Source organism: Saccharopolyspora tripterygii (assembly GCF_054778355.1).
Map to the genome: position 1 here is coordinate 46,064 of NZ_BAAGZP010000030.1, position 15,800 is coordinate 61,863.

General features: G+C 70.4%; 8 protein-coding genes and 1 pseudogene. 6 read left to right on the forward strand and 3 right to left on the reverse strand.

From position 1 onward, the window contains the following. Nucleotides 1–74 precede the first annotated feature (74 nt). From mhpA to ACYVF3_RS23365, 6 genes are all read left to right on the forward strand, one after another. Entirely contained in the window at nucleotides 75–1,739 is a 1,665-nt protein-coding gene (gene mhpA, locus ACYVF3_RS23340; RefSeq protein ID WP_461156396.1) for a bifunctional 3-(3-hydroxy-phenyl)propionate/3-hydroxycinnamic acid hydroxylase MhpA, read from the forward strand. 37 nt (nucleotides 1,740–1,776) lie between these two features. Continuing rightward, on the forward strand, nucleotides 1,777–2,748 hold the full coding sequence (locus ACYVF3_RS23345; protein ID WP_461156397.1) for a class I SAM-dependent methyltransferase: 972 nt from the start codon (nucleotides 1,777–1,779) through the stop codon (nucleotides 2,746–2,748). An 84-nt stretch (nucleotides 2,749–2,832) separates the two neighbouring features. Continuing rightward, nucleotides 2,833–3,867, forward strand: coding sequence for a methyltransferase (locus ACYVF3_RS23350; RefSeq protein ID WP_461156398.1), 1,035 nt, complete (start codon nucleotides 2,833–2,835; stop codon nucleotides 3,865–3,867). Nucleotides 3,868–3,945: 78 nt separating this feature from the next. Beyond that, nucleotides 3,946–5,721, forward strand: coding sequence for an FAD-dependent monooxygenase (locus ACYVF3_RS23355; RefSeq protein ID WP_461156399.1), 1,776 nt, complete (start codon nucleotides 3,946–3,948; stop codon nucleotides 5,719–5,721). A 54-nt stretch (nucleotides 5,722–5,775) separates the two neighbouring features. Continuing rightward, entirely contained in the window at nucleotides 5,776–6,639 is an 864-nt protein-coding gene (locus tag ACYVF3_RS23360; protein WP_461156400.1) for an SAM-dependent methyltransferase, read from the forward strand. A 157-nt stretch (nucleotides 6,640–6,796) separates the two neighbouring features. Continuing rightward, nucleotides 6,797–8,089: an HNH endonuclease signature motif containing protein gene (locus ACYVF3_RS23365; protein ID WP_461156401.1), complete on the forward strand. Its 1,293-nt coding sequence runs from the start codon at nucleotides 6,797–6,799 to the stop codon at nucleotides 8,087–8,089. A 108-nt stretch (nucleotides 8,090–8,197) separates the two neighbouring features. Here ACYVF3_RS23365 and ACYVF3_RS23370 read toward each other — a convergent pair whose 3' ends face one another. The 3 genes and pseudogenes from ACYVF3_RS23370 to ACYVF3_RS23380 form a co-directional block, all read right to left on the reverse strand. After that, the gene (locus ACYVF3_RS23370; protein WP_461156402.1) at nucleotides 8,198–9,400 is read right to left on the reverse strand and encodes a cytochrome P450; all 1,203 of its coding nucleotides are present in this window, start codon (nucleotides 9,398–9,400) and stop codon (nucleotides 8,198–8,200) included. 4 nt (nucleotides 9,401–9,404) lie between these two features. Beyond that, nucleotides 9,405–10,592 carry a cytochrome P450 gene (locus ACYVF3_RS23375; protein ID WP_461156403.1) on the reverse strand — a complete coding sequence of 396 codons (1,188 nt, stop codon included), beginning with the start codon at nucleotides 10,590–10,592 and terminating at the stop codon, nucleotides 9,405–9,407. Nucleotides 10,593–10,653: 61 nt separating this feature from the next. Then, a pseudogene (locus ACYVF3_RS23380) lies at nucleotides 10,654–15,789 on the reverse strand (SDR family NAD(P)-dependent oxidoreductase); the annotation flags it as partial. Nucleotides 15,790–15,800 lie beyond the last annotated feature (11 nt).

Genomic DNA, 15,800 nt, shown 5'->3' on the forward strand with positions numbered 1-15,800 from the left:
AGACTTCTGCGCCTACGGTTGACGGCGCAACGCTGTTCACGCCACCGCCTCCGACCACACCGAGCGGAAGTGAGATGCCGATCCCCGCTGTGCCCCCCAGGCCCGACCGCGACACCGACGCGGACGTGGTGATCGTCGGCTGCGGCCCGGTGGGGCTCACCCTCGCCCTGCAGCTGGCCCACCGCGGGTGGGAGGTGGCCGTCCTGGAGCGATACGCCGAGCAGTACCCCTTCCCCCGGGTCGTGACGATCGACGGCGAGACCGCCCGGAACTTCGCCGCCGCAGGCATCGGTGATCAGCTCCACGACCTCGGCGAGGAGATGGGCGTCTACGAGTTCCGCAACGCCGACGGCCACACCCTGCTCAGCTTCGACGCGCCCTACCGGCCCGGCCACCAGGGGTGGCCGAAAGCCGCGGTGATGCACCAGCCCTCGTACGAGGCGGCGCTGCGGGCGCATGCCGAGACGCTGCCCAACCTCAGGATGCTCTACGGCCACGAGGTCCACGGCCTGGCGGATCGCGGCGAGCACGTCGAGGTGCGCGGCACCGGTCCGGAACTCGGCGACCGCCCCCTCACCGGGTCCTGGCTGGTGGGCTGCGACGGCGCGAACAGCACCGTCCGCGAGCACATGGGCGTCGAGGTCACCGATCTCGGCTTCTCCCAGGACTGGCTGCTGTGCGACGTGGTGTTCCACGAACGGCGCGAGTTCCACCCCACCGACGTGCAGATCTGCGATCCGGCGCGGCCCACGACCATCGTCGCCAGCGGACGCGGCCACCGCCGCTGGGAGTTCATGCTGCTGCCCGGCGAGACCCCCGAGGAGCTCAGCACCGTCGAGGCGATGTGGGAGCTGCTGGAACCGCACGGCGCCACGCCGGACAACGCCTCGCTGACCCGCAACATCGTCTACACCTTCGACGCGAGCGCGACGCAGCAGTGGCGCCTCGGCCGGTTCCTGCTGGCCGGCGACTCCGCGCATCTGATGCCGCCGTTCGCAGGCCAGGGCATGTGCTCCGGGGTGCGCGACGCCGCAGGCCTGTCCTGGCGCCTCGACCTGGTGCTGCGCGGCCTGGCGACCGAGCGGCTGCTGGACACCTACCCCGCCGAGCGCGCGAAGCAGGTCCGGCGCACCACCGACGCCTCGATCGAGATGGGCAAGCTGGTCTCCGAACTCGATCCCGTCAAGTCGGCCCGCCGGGACGAATACCTCATCGCCGCCCGGTCCGAGCAGGACCAGCCGGGGGCGGCGCCCCCTTCGTTCCCGCTGGAGGACGGCTTCCTGCGCCGCGCTCTCGGCCGCACCATCGTCAAGCCCGCCGGTGAGCTGATGCCCCAGGGCCAGGTCGCGCGCGGCGAGCAGCGGGGCCTGTTCGACGACGTGGTCGGCAACGGCTTCGCGCTCATCACCTCGCTCGATCCCCGCGACGCCCTGGACGAGGACGGGCGCGCGTTCCTGGGGAGCATCGGCGCGATGCTGGTCCGCGTCCTGCCTTTCGGCTCCGGCCCCAAGCACGCCGGGCCGGACGAGGTCGTCGACGTCGGCAACGTCTACCTCCCCTACCTCACCGAGCAGAAGCAGGTGGCTGTGCTGGTGCGGCCGGACTTCTACGTCTTCGGCGGAGCGAAGGACCGCGCCGACATCTCCCGGCTCGTGCGGGAGCTGCGCGCGCAGATCACCGGCGCGACGTCGATCCCGCGACGGCCGGTCGCGGCCCACCAGCGCAGTTCCCCGCAGTGACCCCGCAGAGCCTGGCGCAGAAAGGGCGGACACGACGATGTCGACGAGCACGCAGGATTCGAACCCCGCGACGGCGGAGGACTTCAACTCGGGCTTCCGCAAGCTCAACGCGCAGCCGCAGGCCGAGCGTCGCGGCCCCGAACCCGAGCAGATCAAGGGTGCGGTCTCGGAGATCTACAACGGGGTCGCGTCGTGGTCGACCCACGGCGACTTCTGGAACTGGGGCATGCACGACGCGGCGCTGCTCGACGAAATCCGCTCCCTGGTACCCGGTTTCGACCGGTACGGTACCGATGGTTTCTCCGAGCAGCTGTACTTCCAGGCGCTGCGCCAGGTCCCGATCCCGCTCGACGGCTACGCGGGCAAGAAGGTCCTCGAAATCGGTTGCGGCCTGGGCGAAGGCCTGAACTTCGTGTCCCGCTTGATCAACTCCTCGGAGGTCGTCGGCCTGGACCTGTCACGAGCCGCGACCGATCGCGCCAACGCCCGGCTCTCCCGCGGCGATCAGCTGCGCTTCGTGCAGGGCGACGCCGAATCCCTGCCCTTCGACGACGGGGAGTTCGACGTCGTCCTCAACGTCGAGAGCTCCCACAACTACCCCGATCTCGGCGGTTTCCTCAGCGAAGCCGCCAGGGTGCTCAAACCCGGTGGGCACCTCTCGCACGTCGACCTGTTCATCGAGGAGTCCCACGCGCGGCTCACCCGGCTCAAGCAGGACGACGGCGAGTTCGAGTGGATCGAGGAGGTCGACATCACCGAGCAGGTGCGCTCGGCCATCCGGAAGCGCCTGGAACCCGGCAGCTTCTACCGCCGGAACTTCTCCTCGAAGAAGCTCGGCCTCAAGACCCGGATCATGATGGGACGCGGCGGAAGCCACCTCGCCGGAGCGGATTTCGTCGGGCACCAGGATCTCGTCGACCGAGTGCTGGAGGCCGCCCGGATCCGCCCCAAGCGCGTCCTGCAGGACTACCACAGCTACCGCCACCACATCGCCCGCAAGAAGGCCTGAGCGCTCGTCGTGCACTGGGCGTTTCACTAACGCGAAGGTGCTTATCGTGACGGTCGTTCGCCTCCCCCAACGGCAGGAGAAGTCGTGACTGACACCGCGAACGAGGTCAGCCAGCAGCCGCTGCTCGACCTGACCACCGGCTTCATGCGCTTCAAGACCTTCGCAGCGGCCGTGGAGCTGGACGTGTTCAGCCGGCTCTCCGACGGACGCGAAGTCACCGCGCAGGAGTTCGCCACCACCCTCGGCCTGCAGCAACGCCCCGCGGACATCCTGCTGCCCGCGCTGGTGGCCCTCGAGCTGCTGGACAAGGACGGCGAGAAGTACCGGAACTCCGCTGTGGCCGAGGAATTCCTCGTCAAGGGGCGCCCCTACTTCTTCGGCGGGTTCGTGCAGTTCTACGACCGCGGCCTCTACCCCGGCTGGGAACAGCTGGTGAACTCCCTGCGCACCAACAGGTCGATGTTCGTCGACCCCGAGAAGCAGGAAACGGTCTTCGCTCCCAACGACTTCATGATGAACTTCTTCTGGGAGGCGATGCACTCGCTGGCCGGCTACACCGGCAAGGCGCTCGGCGAGGTCTACGACTTCGGCGCGCATCAGGCGGTGCTCGACGTCGGCGGCGGCTCGGGCGGCATCCCGATCGAGCTGTGCCGGAGGGTTCCCGGACTCACCGCGGGCGTCTACGAACTCCCCCACGTGTGCCCCGTGATCGAGAAGAAGATCGGCGAAGCCGGGCTCGACGGCGTCGTCAGCGCCCTGCCGGGCGACTTCAACACCGACGAGGAGCTGCCCGGCGGCTACGACGCCATGCTGCTCAGCCAGGTCATGCACTGCGGCGACGAGGAGTCCAACCGGGCGCTGCTGGACAAGTGCTTCGCGGCCCTGGAACCCGGTGGAGCCGTGCTCATCTGCGAACTGCTGCTCAACCCCGACCGCACCGGGCCGGCGAACGCCGCGGTGATGGGCCTGAACATGCTCGTCAGCCATCCTGGCGGGCAGAACTACTCCGAAGCCGAGTACCGGGACTGGCTCACCGGCGCGGGATTCGTCGACATCGACGTGGTCCGCTTCGACGCGGCCGGAGCCGACGGAGCGGTGATCGGCCGCAAGCCGGCCTGACGGCCTCGGCTCCCCCACTCGGTCTGCACAGCAGCGGAACCTGGCTCGTCGTCAGGGCTCCGGACGCAGGAAGGAAGCATGAGCGATTCGGAGACCATCGATGTGCCGGTCCTCATCGTGGGCGGTGGCGGCGCGGGACTGACCGCGTCCATGCTGCTGTCCCTGCACGGCGTGGACGCGCTGCTGATCAACTCGGCACCGGCGACCTCGATCCTGCCCAAGGCCCACGTGCTCCACCAGCGGACCATGGAGATCCTGCGGGACGCCGGGATCGCCGAAGCCGTCTACGAACGCGGCACGCCGCCGGAGAACATGGCCCGCGCGGGCTGGTACATCGAGGGCGGCGACCACGAGGACCGCGGGCGCTGCCTGGCCAAGCTCGAGATCTGGGGAGCGGGCGGCGAGAACCCGGCGTGGCGCGCCGCCAGCGCCTGCCTGCCCGCGAACCTCCCGCAGATGCAGCTCGAACCGCTCATGCGGGACCGCGCCGAAGAACTGGCCCCCGGCCGCGTGCGGTTCGGCCACGAGATGACCGACTTCCGGCAGGACGCCACCGGTGTGACAGCCGACGTGCGCGACAACGCGACCGGACGCACCTACCAGGTGCGCAGCCAGTACCTGCTCGCCTGCGACGGGGGCCGGTTGATCCTGCCGGCGCTGGGCATCGGCACCGAAGGCGTCGACGACATCGCGCGCATGGTCTCGGTGCACCTCTCGGCGGACCTCTCGACGTCCCTGACCGACCCCGAGGTGCTGCTGCGGTGGCTCTGGCTGCCGGAGACCGGTGTGGGCGCGACCCTCCTGCCCGCGGGCCCGCACCGCTGGGGGCCGGAGTCGGAGGAATGGGTGGTGCACACCAGCCCGGTCACCGGCGACGTCGACGAGCTCGACGACGAGGCGATCCTGGCCGAGGTGCGCACCATCCTCGGCCTCGACGAATCCGACGTGCAGGTGCACGCCGTGTCCCGCTGGACGATGGGCGGCTCCGTCGCGGAGCGGTTCCGCGACGACCGCGTCTTCCTGCTCGGCGACGCCGCGCACCGGTTCCCGCCCACCGGCGGGTACGGCCTGAACTCCGCGGTGCAGGACGCCCACAACCTCGTCTGGAAGCTGGCGGCGGTGCTGCACGGCGACGCCGGTGAACCGCTGCTGGACACCTACGAGGTCGAGCGCCGCACGGTCACCGGCCGCACGGTCGGTCAGGCGGTGAACAACATCGTCAACCACCTGCAGGCCATCGAGACGGTCGGCATGGGACCCGACAGCGTCCCCGCCGAGAACTGGGTGGCGCTGCGCAGGCTGTGGAGCAAGCAGCCGGAGGACGCCGAGTTCCGGGCCGCGGTGCGGCGCGTCATCGACTCCCAGTCGATGGAGTTCAACGCCCTCAACCTGGAATGCGGCTACACCTACGACTCCGCCGCCGTCATTCCCGACGGCACCCCCGAACCGCACAACCCCGACCCGATCCGGCACTACCAACCCGACGCGCGGCCCGGCCACCCCCTGCCGCACGCGCTGCTCGAAGACCACGACGGCCACCGCGTGCCGCTCATGGACCTGGTGCGGCCGGGCCGGTTCCTGCTGATCGCGGGCGAGGACGACACCTGGACGAAGGCGGTGGGCGAGCTCGTCGAGCTCTACGACGTGCCGCTGGACGTGCTGAGCATCGGGCACGTCGACGGCGACTACCACGATCCGCGGTCCACCTGGGTCGCCCACCGCGGCATCACCGCGCGCGGCGCCGTCCTGGTCCGCCCGGACCGGTTCATCGCCTGGCGCACCCCCGACTCGGTCGACGACCCCGTCGCGGAACTGACGCAGGTGCTCACCCCGCTCCTCGGAGGGAACCGGTGACGGGCGCCGCGATCCGGGTGCGACCGCGCAACACGAGACACCAAGGAGCCCACGATGCCTGACCAGTCGAGCCTCTCGAACGCCGAAGCGGTCGGCAAGATCTACGACCGCTTCGCCGCGGAATCCCGCGACCTGTGGCCGGACGAGGCCGAGGTCCCCAACTTCGGGTTCGGCGAGCACCTGCACTTCGGCTACTGGGAGACGCCGGACGAGGACGTGCCGCTGGGCGTCGCGGCCCTCCGGCTCACCGACATGGTGATCGACCGCCTGCGCGTCGACGAGCGGCACCACGTGCTCGACGTGGGCTGCGGCATCGGCGGGCCCGCGCTGCGCACCGCTCGGCGCACGGGAGCGCGGGTCACCGGCATCACGGTCAGCGAAGCCCAGGTCGAGCCCGCGAAGGCGCTGGCGCGGTCGGAGGACACGGCCGGGCTGCTGGACTTCCAGCTCGCCGACGCGCTGAACCTGCCCTTCCCCGACGGCTCCTTCGACGCCGTCTTCGCGCTGGAATCCATGATGCACATGCCGGATCGGCAGCAGGTCCTCGGCGAGATCTCCCGCGTCCTGCGACCCGGCGGCCGGCTGGTGCTGACCGACTTCTTCGAACGGGCCCCGATCCCCGAGGCGGACCGCCCGTTCGTCGACCTCCTGCGCGAGAGCTCCTTGCTCACCACGGTTCCGGTGGAGGACTACCCGTCGATGCTGCGCGAGGCGGGCATGCTCTTCGAGGAGATCCGGGACATCAGCCCGCACACGACACGCCGGACCTTCATGGAGATGTCGCGCCCGTGGACGGACTGGGCCGCGGCGAATCCCGGGGTCGGACTGCAAGACGCGCTCGCGGCGCGGATTCCCGCACCGGGGCTCATCGACGTCGACGAGCTCGGGTACCTCCTGCTCAGCGCCCAGCGCACCTGAGAGGCTGCGTCTGATCGCGATTTCGCCTGTTCTTGGGGACGTTTCGGTGTGAAACCCGGTGTGGAGCACCCGATTCAGTGATCGCTATGCGCTCGCGTTCTCGAACTGGTGCGTGCATGATTAGCACATGAGTTCGAGGACGCCTGTGGGGGCCGCGATGGCGACGGCCAGGGCCGCGCTCGCCGCGGTCCTGGCGTCCCCGCCGCATACCAGTGATGCGGAGTTGACCGAAGCAATCGTCGATGCCGAGTCGCTTGTTCGCCTGCTCCAGTCGCTTCAGGCTGGTTTGGTGGCCGAGGCCGACCGGCGTGCGCTGGGGCGTGCGCAGGGTGCGCGGAATACCGCGACCTGGTTGCAGGACCGGCTCGCACTCGATCCCGGGCAGGCCCGCGGCCGGGTCGCAGTTGCCCGGGCTTCCGGTGGACCGAGTCGGCAGGCGTTGTCGGATGGTGTGATCAGTCTGGATCACGCCCGGATCATCGCCACGTGTCTGCAGAAGTTGCCTGATTCGGCTGCCGGTGAGGTGGCGAAGATCGAGCGGGTGCTGACCGAGCGGGCGCGATGGTGCCGTCCGGGTGACTTGCGGAGGCTTGCGGACGGCGTGAATGCGACCTACGACCGCGACACCGCAGTCCGGGATGAGCAGGCGCAGCACGAGGCTCGTGAGCTGCACTACGTCACCACCGACGACGGCACGGTCATGATCAAGGCCCGGCTGGACAAGGAGGCCGGGCAGAAGTTCATCGCCGCCCTCCGGCCGGTGTCGAAACCCTGTCCCGCCGCCGGTGGTGAGGCGGATCCGAGGAGTCCCGCGCAACGTCACGCTGATGGTCTTGCCACGTTGGTGGATTTGGCGTTGGGGGCCCATGGGATGCCCCGTGTGGGTGGGCAGCGAGTGCAGGTTCAGGTGTCGGTCGACTTCGACGACCTCGCCCGCAGCCTGGATCCGGACGCTGAGGGTGTGTCGCCGGGGGTTTTCGCTGACGGTGTGCCGATCACCGCCGACAACGTGCGCCGCCTGGCGTGTGACGCTGGAATCCTGCCGGTCGTCTTGGGCAGCGACGGAGTTGCCGTGGATCACGGGCGGGAGGAACGCACCGCTCCTCCGGCACAACGCGCCGCGCTGTTCCGGAGGGACGGGGTGTGCGCGTTTCCCGGGTGCGAGCATCCGCCGGGAACATCACAAGCGCACCACATCCGCCACTGGCTGGACGGTGGTGCGACGGATCTCGACAACCTGGTGATGTTGTGCGCTCTTCACCACCGAATCCTCCACCGCGACCACTGGCACATCACCCTGCGACAAGGCCGGCCGGTGTTCATCCCGCCCGCCCACGTGGACCCGGAACGCGCACCACGACCCGGCGGCACCGCCAGAACAACCGTGCATCAACGAATTGTCCGGTCCCTGGCCCCAAATCCACGACAACCAGAACCCACCCACAACTAGCCAAACCCGTTACCCGGACACGCCTTCGTGGCCGGTCACCCCGGCATGCCCTTGTGGCACCTGCTCATTGACAACTCAAGAGGGACGAGCACTCCCCCGCGCGCAGGATCACCACTTCACCGGGAGCTCCCGCACGCAGTAGGTGATGGCCGCATCTCGGTAGCTGAGCTCGCTCGGCGGCACCGCGAGCTGGAGGGTGGGGATCCGGCTCACCAGAGTTCCGATCGCGACCTGCATCTCGACCCTGGTGAGGAACTTGCCGACGCAGCTGTGCAGGCCGTGGCCGAACGACAGCGAGATCCCGGTCTCCCGGGTGATGTCGAGCCGATCGGCGTCGGGGTGGGCGGCGTCGTCGCGGTCGGCCGAGGGCAGGAGCAGGATCACCGCGGAGCCCGAGGGGATGCGCTGACCCGCGATCTCCACGTCCTCCGAGGCGACCCGGCCGACTCCCCACTGCATGATGTTCTGGTGCCGCAGCAGCTCCTCCACCGCGCTGTTGATCAGGCTCGGGTCCGCTCGGAGACGAGCCAGCTCCTCCGGGTTCTCCAGCAGCGTCATCACGCTCAGCGAGATGGCGCTGGCCGAGGTGTCGTACCCGGCGGAGAGCAGCATCATCGCCATGGCGGTGATCTCCTCGCGGGTGATCTCGCCTCGGGCGAGGTGGTCGCCCGCGAGCCAGCCGAGCAGGTCGTCGGTGGGCTTCTTCGACTTCGCCGTCACGAGACGGCGCAGGTACTGGAACAGCGAACTCGCGGCTCCCTTGTTCACCGAGGGGTTGGCGGTCGGCTCGTTCAGCTTGTTCACCCACCGCCCGAACGCGACCCGGTCGCGGTAGGGCACGCCGAGCAGCTTGCAGATGACCGACAGCGGCACCTCCTTGGCGTACGAGGCCACCAGGTCCACGGGCGGGCCGGCCGCGAGCATGGCGTCGATCCTCGCGTCGACCAGCTCCTGCAGGTACGGCCGCATCGCCTCGGCTCGCTTGCGGGTGAACTGGCCGACCACCATCCGCCGGTAGCGGCTGTGCTCCGGCGGATCCGACTGGACGAACGCCCCCGGCGGTGCGGGTTCCGGGAAGAACAGCTTCGGGTACCCGGGGTGCGCGACGCGCGAGCTCAGGCGCCGATCGCTGAGCGCGGCGCGCACGTCCTCGTACCGGCTGATCACCCACGCGTCATCGCCCGCCGAAGTGCGCACCCGGCACACCGGTTCCTCCTGCCGGAGCCGCCGGTACTCGGGTGGCAGGTCCAGCCGGTTCTCGGGGTCCCTCGGCATCGGGAACGGGCAGGCCGACACCACTTCGTCGCTCATCGGATCACCATCTGATCGGGAAGCGTTCGAGGCCGCCCGCGAGCTTGCCGCCCGCGCGCGTTTCCAGCTCCGACTGCGGCACGGCCAGGCTCAGCTCGGGAAGCCGGGAGAACAGGGCGGTGAACCCCACCGACATGATGACCCGCACCAGCGGAGCACCCGTGCAGTGCCGCATCCCGTGACCGAAGGTGAAGTGCGGGTTGGGGGTTCGGGTGACGTCGAACTTCTCGGGCTCGGCGAACACGCGCCAGTCGAAGTTCGCCAGCGAGAAGTCCAGCATCACAAGATCGCCCGAGGGGATCGTCACGTCCCCCACTTCGAGGTCGACGCTGGCGTAGCGCGGGAGGACGGGGCTGCCGATGGTCGCCCGCATCACCTCGTCGACGGCCCGCGCCATGATCTCCGGATCGTTCATGGCCAGCTCGCGCTGATCGGGGTTGAGCAGGAACAGCAGCACCCCGAAGTCGATGTGGCTCACCAGCCCGGCCAGACCGGTGAACAGCAGCACGACCACGTGCATGCCGATCTCGTCATCGGTCAGGCCGCTCTCGACGAACCGCGTGATCACGTCGTCGCCCGGGTCGTCGCGGCGGCGCTCGGCGACCTGCGCGGCGAAGCCGAACACCGATTCCATGCCGCCTTCGGCGTGTTCCCGGTCGACCGAGCCGACCCGGTCCATCTGCGTCAGCAGCTCCTCCCGGGCGTCCTCCGGGATGCCGATCATGTCGCACAGCGCGTTCTGCGAGAAGACCGTCGAGAAGGTCTCGTGCAGGTCCGCGGGCTGTCCGGCGGCGATGATGTCGTCGATCTTGGCGTGCGCGATGGCCTTCACCCGGGACTTGCGGTCCAGCACGCGCCGGGCCGCGAAGCTCTTGGTGTACAGGGCGCGCTTCTCCTCGTGCACCTTGCGCTCGACCTCGACATCGGTGTCGGTGACGAGCATGTCGAGCATCGGGTTGCGCAGGAACCGCGGGGCGTTGGCCGGGTCCGGGTGGTAGCGGGCGAGCCGGTTGTCCTGCAGCAGGGCCTTGACCTCGGCGTGCTGGGTCACCAGCCACGCCTCGTCGCCCGCTGGTGTGCGGATGCGGCACACGGGTGCCTTCGCCTGCAAGGCGAGGCGCACCTCGCTGAAGCTCAAGATGGATGGGCGCTCGACGCCCACCAGGGGTAGTTCCTCGCTCGAAGCGGTCACGACGCCTCTCCCAGTCTCTGTGCGTTGTCCGGGTCTCTTGCAGCGGGCGGGGCGGCCGAGGTCACCCCGGGTTCACCGCGGAGGTGCTGAGCCAGTCCTCGATCACCTCCGCGGTCATCGCCGAGTCCTCCTTGACCATCGACATGTGGTCGGTCTGCACCAGGCGCAGCTCGTCGTGCGGCACCTTGACGTCCTGGCCGGTGATCTCGAGGTTCGTCCCGTCCACTTCCTTCGCGCAGCGGACCAGCAGCTTCGGCGCGGTCGACTCCAGTCCGATGTCGACGATGCGGACGAACCAGTGCGCCATCGCCGACAGCCGGGCGCTGTTGAGGCTCACCGCAGGCGATTCCATGGTGTTGAAGTAGTTGTTGGTGACCGCGTCGAAGTCCATGCCCTCGTGGCTGTCGTAGCGGAGGCTGAGGGTGTCGAGCATGATCACGCCCTCGGGGCGGATCCCCCACGTCTCCTCCAGCACGGCCGCGGCGAAGTAGGCGAGCGTTCCGCCCGAGGAGTGCCCGACGAGCACGAACGGTTCCCCGTCGCTGGCGTGCAGGACGGCCTCGGCCACCCAGCGCGCCGCCGCCTCGCTGGTGGCCGGCAGGGCTTCGCCCGGCTCGAACCCCACCAGCGGCAGCGCCGACACGTCCCGCTTGCCCCGCAGCTGCGCCGCCAACCGCGCGTACATGTGGATGCCCGCGGTGGCGCCGGGGGCGCTGATGCAGATCAGCTTCGGGCCGTCGGGGCCGCTCGCCAGCGGGACCGGGGCGGCCAGCTCCTCCAGCTCGGCCGGCGTCTCGAACATCGGCCGCAGCAGCGCCACGTGCTTGAGCACCTGCAGGCCCTGCAGCGTCTGCCCGGAGCTGACCGACTGCATGAACAGCCCGTGGAGGGTGTCCTCCGGGGCCACGGGCTGACCCGCCCCCTGCACCGGCGCGGCGCCGGCCCCGTCGAGCGAGCCGAGTTCACCGAGCAGCGTCTTCGCGAGCTGCTCCGGCGTCTTGCTGTCGAAGACGATGGAGCTGGAGGGCCGCACGTTGAGCTGGTCGGACAGCTGGTTGCGCAGCTCCACCGCGATGAGCGAGTCGAAGCCCAGTTCCAGGAAGTCGCGTTCCGGGGCGACCGCGCTCGGATCGGGGTGGCCGAGCAGCGTGGCCGACAACCCGACCACGAGGTCGCGCACCATGCCTTCTCGCTCCTCCGGGTCGGCGTCGCGCAACCGCTCCAGCACGGTGACCGCGGCGGTCCTGCCCGTCGTTCCCGCGATCGACGCCTCGGGGACGAGCCCGCGCAGCAGCGCTCCACCCCCGCCGGGTGCGCTCGTTTCGACGTGAGCGGCCACCGCCAGAGACTCATCGGCGACCAGGGCCGCGTCGAACAGCGCCAGGCCCTGCTCGGGAGCCAGCGGCGGAATCCCGGAGCGGGTGATCCGCTCCATCGCCGCCTCGCTCAGCCCACCCGTCATGCCGCTCGTCGACGTCCACGGTCCCCACGCCAGCGAGATCCCCGCCAGCCCCTCGTGACGGCGGTGCGCCGCGAGAGCGTCCAGGTATGCGTTCGCGGCCGCGTAGTTGCCCTGCCCGGCACCGCCAAGCAGGTTCGCGACCGACGAGTACAGCGCGAAGACGGAGAGGTCGAGACCGCGGGTGGCGCGGTGCAGGTTCCACGCCCCGTCCACCTTCGGCCGCAGGACGGCGGAAAGCCGTTCGGGCGTCAAGGTGTTCACCAGCCCGTCGTCGAGCACGCCGGCGGTGTGCACGACGGCGTCGAGCGGGTGAGCATCGGAAATCCCGGCCAGCAGTGCGGACACGGCATCGGGGTCGCCGATGTCGGCGGCGGTGACCGTCACGGTCGCACCGTGCGCGGCGAGGTCGGCTTCCAGCTCGGGAACTCCGCGTGCGTCCGGGCCGCGCCGGCTGACGAGCAGCAGGTGCCGGACACCGCAGCGCGCGACCAGGTGCCGCGCGAGCTCGGCGCCCAGGCCACCCGTGCCACCGGTGATGAGCACGGTTCGGTCGGGATCCCAGGTGTGCGGGGTCCGGTCCACCTGGGGCACGTCGGCCAGTCGTGCGGCTCGCACGGAGCCGTTGCGCACCAGCACCTGTGGCTCGTCGGCGGAGACCAGCTTCGGCAGGAGCGCCGCCGACATCGGCTCGCCGTCGGAGTCGACGAGCAGGAAGCGCCCCGGGTTCTCCGACTGCGCCGAGCGCACCAGGCCCCACGAGGACGCGGCGGCGAGGTCGTCGCCGGTGGCCGCACCACGACCGACGAACACCAGTCGCGAGTTGTCGAGCTGCGGATTCGCCAGGCATTCCTGGACGAGGCCGAGCACGCGGGCGCACACGGCGTGCACCGAGTCGGCGTCATCGCCGCCCGACAGCGTCACCACGAAGACGTCCGGGGCGACGCCGCTCTCACCGGTCGCGTCGGCCAGGGTCTCGCCGTAGCCCGTCACGGTCTGGCCTGCGCTGAAGAGCAGGTGCGCGAGGTCGAGCGGGTCGTCGCCGACGACGGCCCAGCGCGCGCCGGTGGCGGCGGTCGTGATCTCCACGGGCGCCCAACCGAGGCGGTACAGCGACGGTTTCGGGCCCTGGAACATCGCACCGAACGCCGCCCGCGGGTCGGCCGTGGACTCCGGCCAGTACCGCTCGCGGTCGAACGGGTAGGTGGGCAGCTCGACCCGCCGGGCACCGGTGTTCGCGAAGAACACCGTCCAGTCCACGGCGACGCCGGCGACGTGCAGCCGGGCAAGCGCGGTCAGGAAAGCGCTGTCCTCGGGCCGGTCCTTGCGCAGGGCCGGAACGCAGCCGTCGACCAGCGTCGAGAGCGCGCCGTCCGGACCGAGTTCCAGGAACGCGTCGGCGCCGTTCTCCCGGAGCCTGGTGACGTTGTCGTGGAAGCGCACCGCGTCGCGCACGTGCCGCACCCAGTGCTCCGCCGAGGTGACGTCGCCGGTGGCCGCGATCGGGATTTGCGGCGCGGAGAAGGAGATCCCGCTGATGGCGGCGCGGAAATCCTCCAGCATCGTATCCATCAGCGGTGAGTGGAAGGCGTGCGACACGCGCAGCCGCTTGTGCTTCCACCGCTCGGCGAGCGCCAGCACCTCGTCCTCGGCACCGGCCAGGACCAGCGAGTCCTTCCCGTTGATCGCGGCGATCGACACCTGGTCCGGCAGGTGTGGAAGCACCTCGTCCTCGGTGGCCTGCACCGCCACCATCGCCCCGCCCTCGGGCAGCGCCTGCATCAGCGACGCCCGGGCCGACACCAGCCGGCAGGCGTCGGGCAGCGACAGCACGCCCGCGACGTGAGCTGCCGCGATCTCGCCGATCGAATGACCGGCGAGGTGTTCCGGTGTCACCCCGAAGGACTCCACCAGCCGGTAGAGGGCGACCTCGATCGCGAACAGCGCGGGCTGAGCGTTCCCGGTCCGCTGCAACGCATCCTCGTCGTCGCCCCACATGATCTCGCGCAGGCCCACGTCGAGGTGGGCGAGCACCGCGTCCAGGGCCTCGGCGAACACCGGGAACTGCTCGTGGAGCCGACGGCCCATGCCGAGCCGCTGCGAGCCCTGGCCGGAGAACAGCACGGCGAGCGAACCGCTTCCCGCGACCCCGCGCGCGACCTCGGCCGTTCCGTCCTGAGTGGACAGCACGACGGCGCGGTGGTCGAAGGTCGGCCGGGTCGCCAGCAGCGAGTGGCCGATGTCGACCGGGGAGCCTTCGACGAGCTCGATCCGCTCGACCTGGGCGTCCAGCGCGGAGGCCGACTTCGCCGACACCACCAGGGGAACCACCTCGAGGGCGGCAGGAGCGGATCCGCCGTCCTCGGGTTCGGGCGCTTCGCGGAGGATCACGTGCGAGTTCGTGCCGCTGACGCCGAACGACGACACACCGGCGCGACGCGGCTTCTCCCCGCGCGGCCACGTCACCGGTTCGGTGAGCAGCCGCACGCTGCCCGCCGACCAGTCGACGTGCGCCGAGGGCTCTGTGACGTGCAAGGTCCGCGGCAGCAGGCCGTGCTGCAGCGCCAGCACCATCTTGATCACCCCGGCGGCACCCGCCGCCGCCTGCGTGTGGCCGATGTTGGTCTTGATCGCGCCGAGCAGCAGCGGCTTATCGCGGTCCTGCCCGTAGGTCGCCAGCAGCGCCTGCGCCTCGATCGGGTCGCCCAGCGTCGTGCCCGTGCCGTGCGCCTCCACGGCGTCCACATCGGACGCACCCAGTCCGGCACTGGCCAGGGCCGCGCGGATGACCTCCCGCTGCGCCGGACCGTTCGGGGCCGTCAGGCCGTTGGAGGCGCCGTCCTGGTTCACCGCGCTGCCCTCCAGCACCGCGAGCACCGGGTGCCCGTGGCGCTGGGCGTCGGACAGCTTCTCGACGAGCAGCACGCCGACGCCCTCCGACCAGCCGGTGCCGTCGGCGTCGTCGGAGAAGGCCTTGCAGCGGCCGTCCGGCGCGAGCCCGCCCTGCCGGGTGAACCCGGCGAAGTTCGAGGCGGTGGTCATCACCGTGACCCCACCGGCGAGCGCCAGCGAGCACTCACCGCCCCGCAGCGCCTGCGACGCCTGGTGCAACGCCACCAGGGCCGAGGAGCAGGCGGTGTCGATCGTGACCGCGGGGCCTTCGAGTCCGAGGGTGTAGGCCACGCGGCCGGAGAGCACGCTGGCCGCCGTGCCCATCCCCGCGTGTCCGCCGACGTCCTCCTGCGACGCCATGAGCACGTGCCCGTAGTCCTGGCCGTTGGTGCCGACGAACACGCCGGTCCGACTGCCGCGCAACGACGTGGGATCGACTCCGGCGCGCTCGACGGCCTCCCAGGAGGTCTCCAGCAGGAGTCGCTGCTGGGGGTCCAGGGCCACGGCTTCGCGTGGCGAGATGCCGAAGAACCCCGGGTCGAACTCCGTCACGTCGCGGAGGAATCCGCCCTGGAGAGTCGCGCTGTGCCCGGCGTCGCTGCCGGCGAGCGCGCCGAGGTCCCAGCCACGATCGGTCGGGAAGCCCGAGATCGTGTCGCGGCCGGACGCCAGCACGTCCCACAGGTCCTCCGGCGTGCTCACGCCGCCCGGGAAGCGGCAGGCGAGGCCGATGATCGCGACCGGTTCGTGCTTGCCCGCCTCGACCTCCTCCAGCCGCTGACGTGCCCGGTGCAGGTCAGCGGTGACCCACTTCAGGTACTCGACGAGCTTCTCTTCGTCGGGCATGGCAGGCGCCT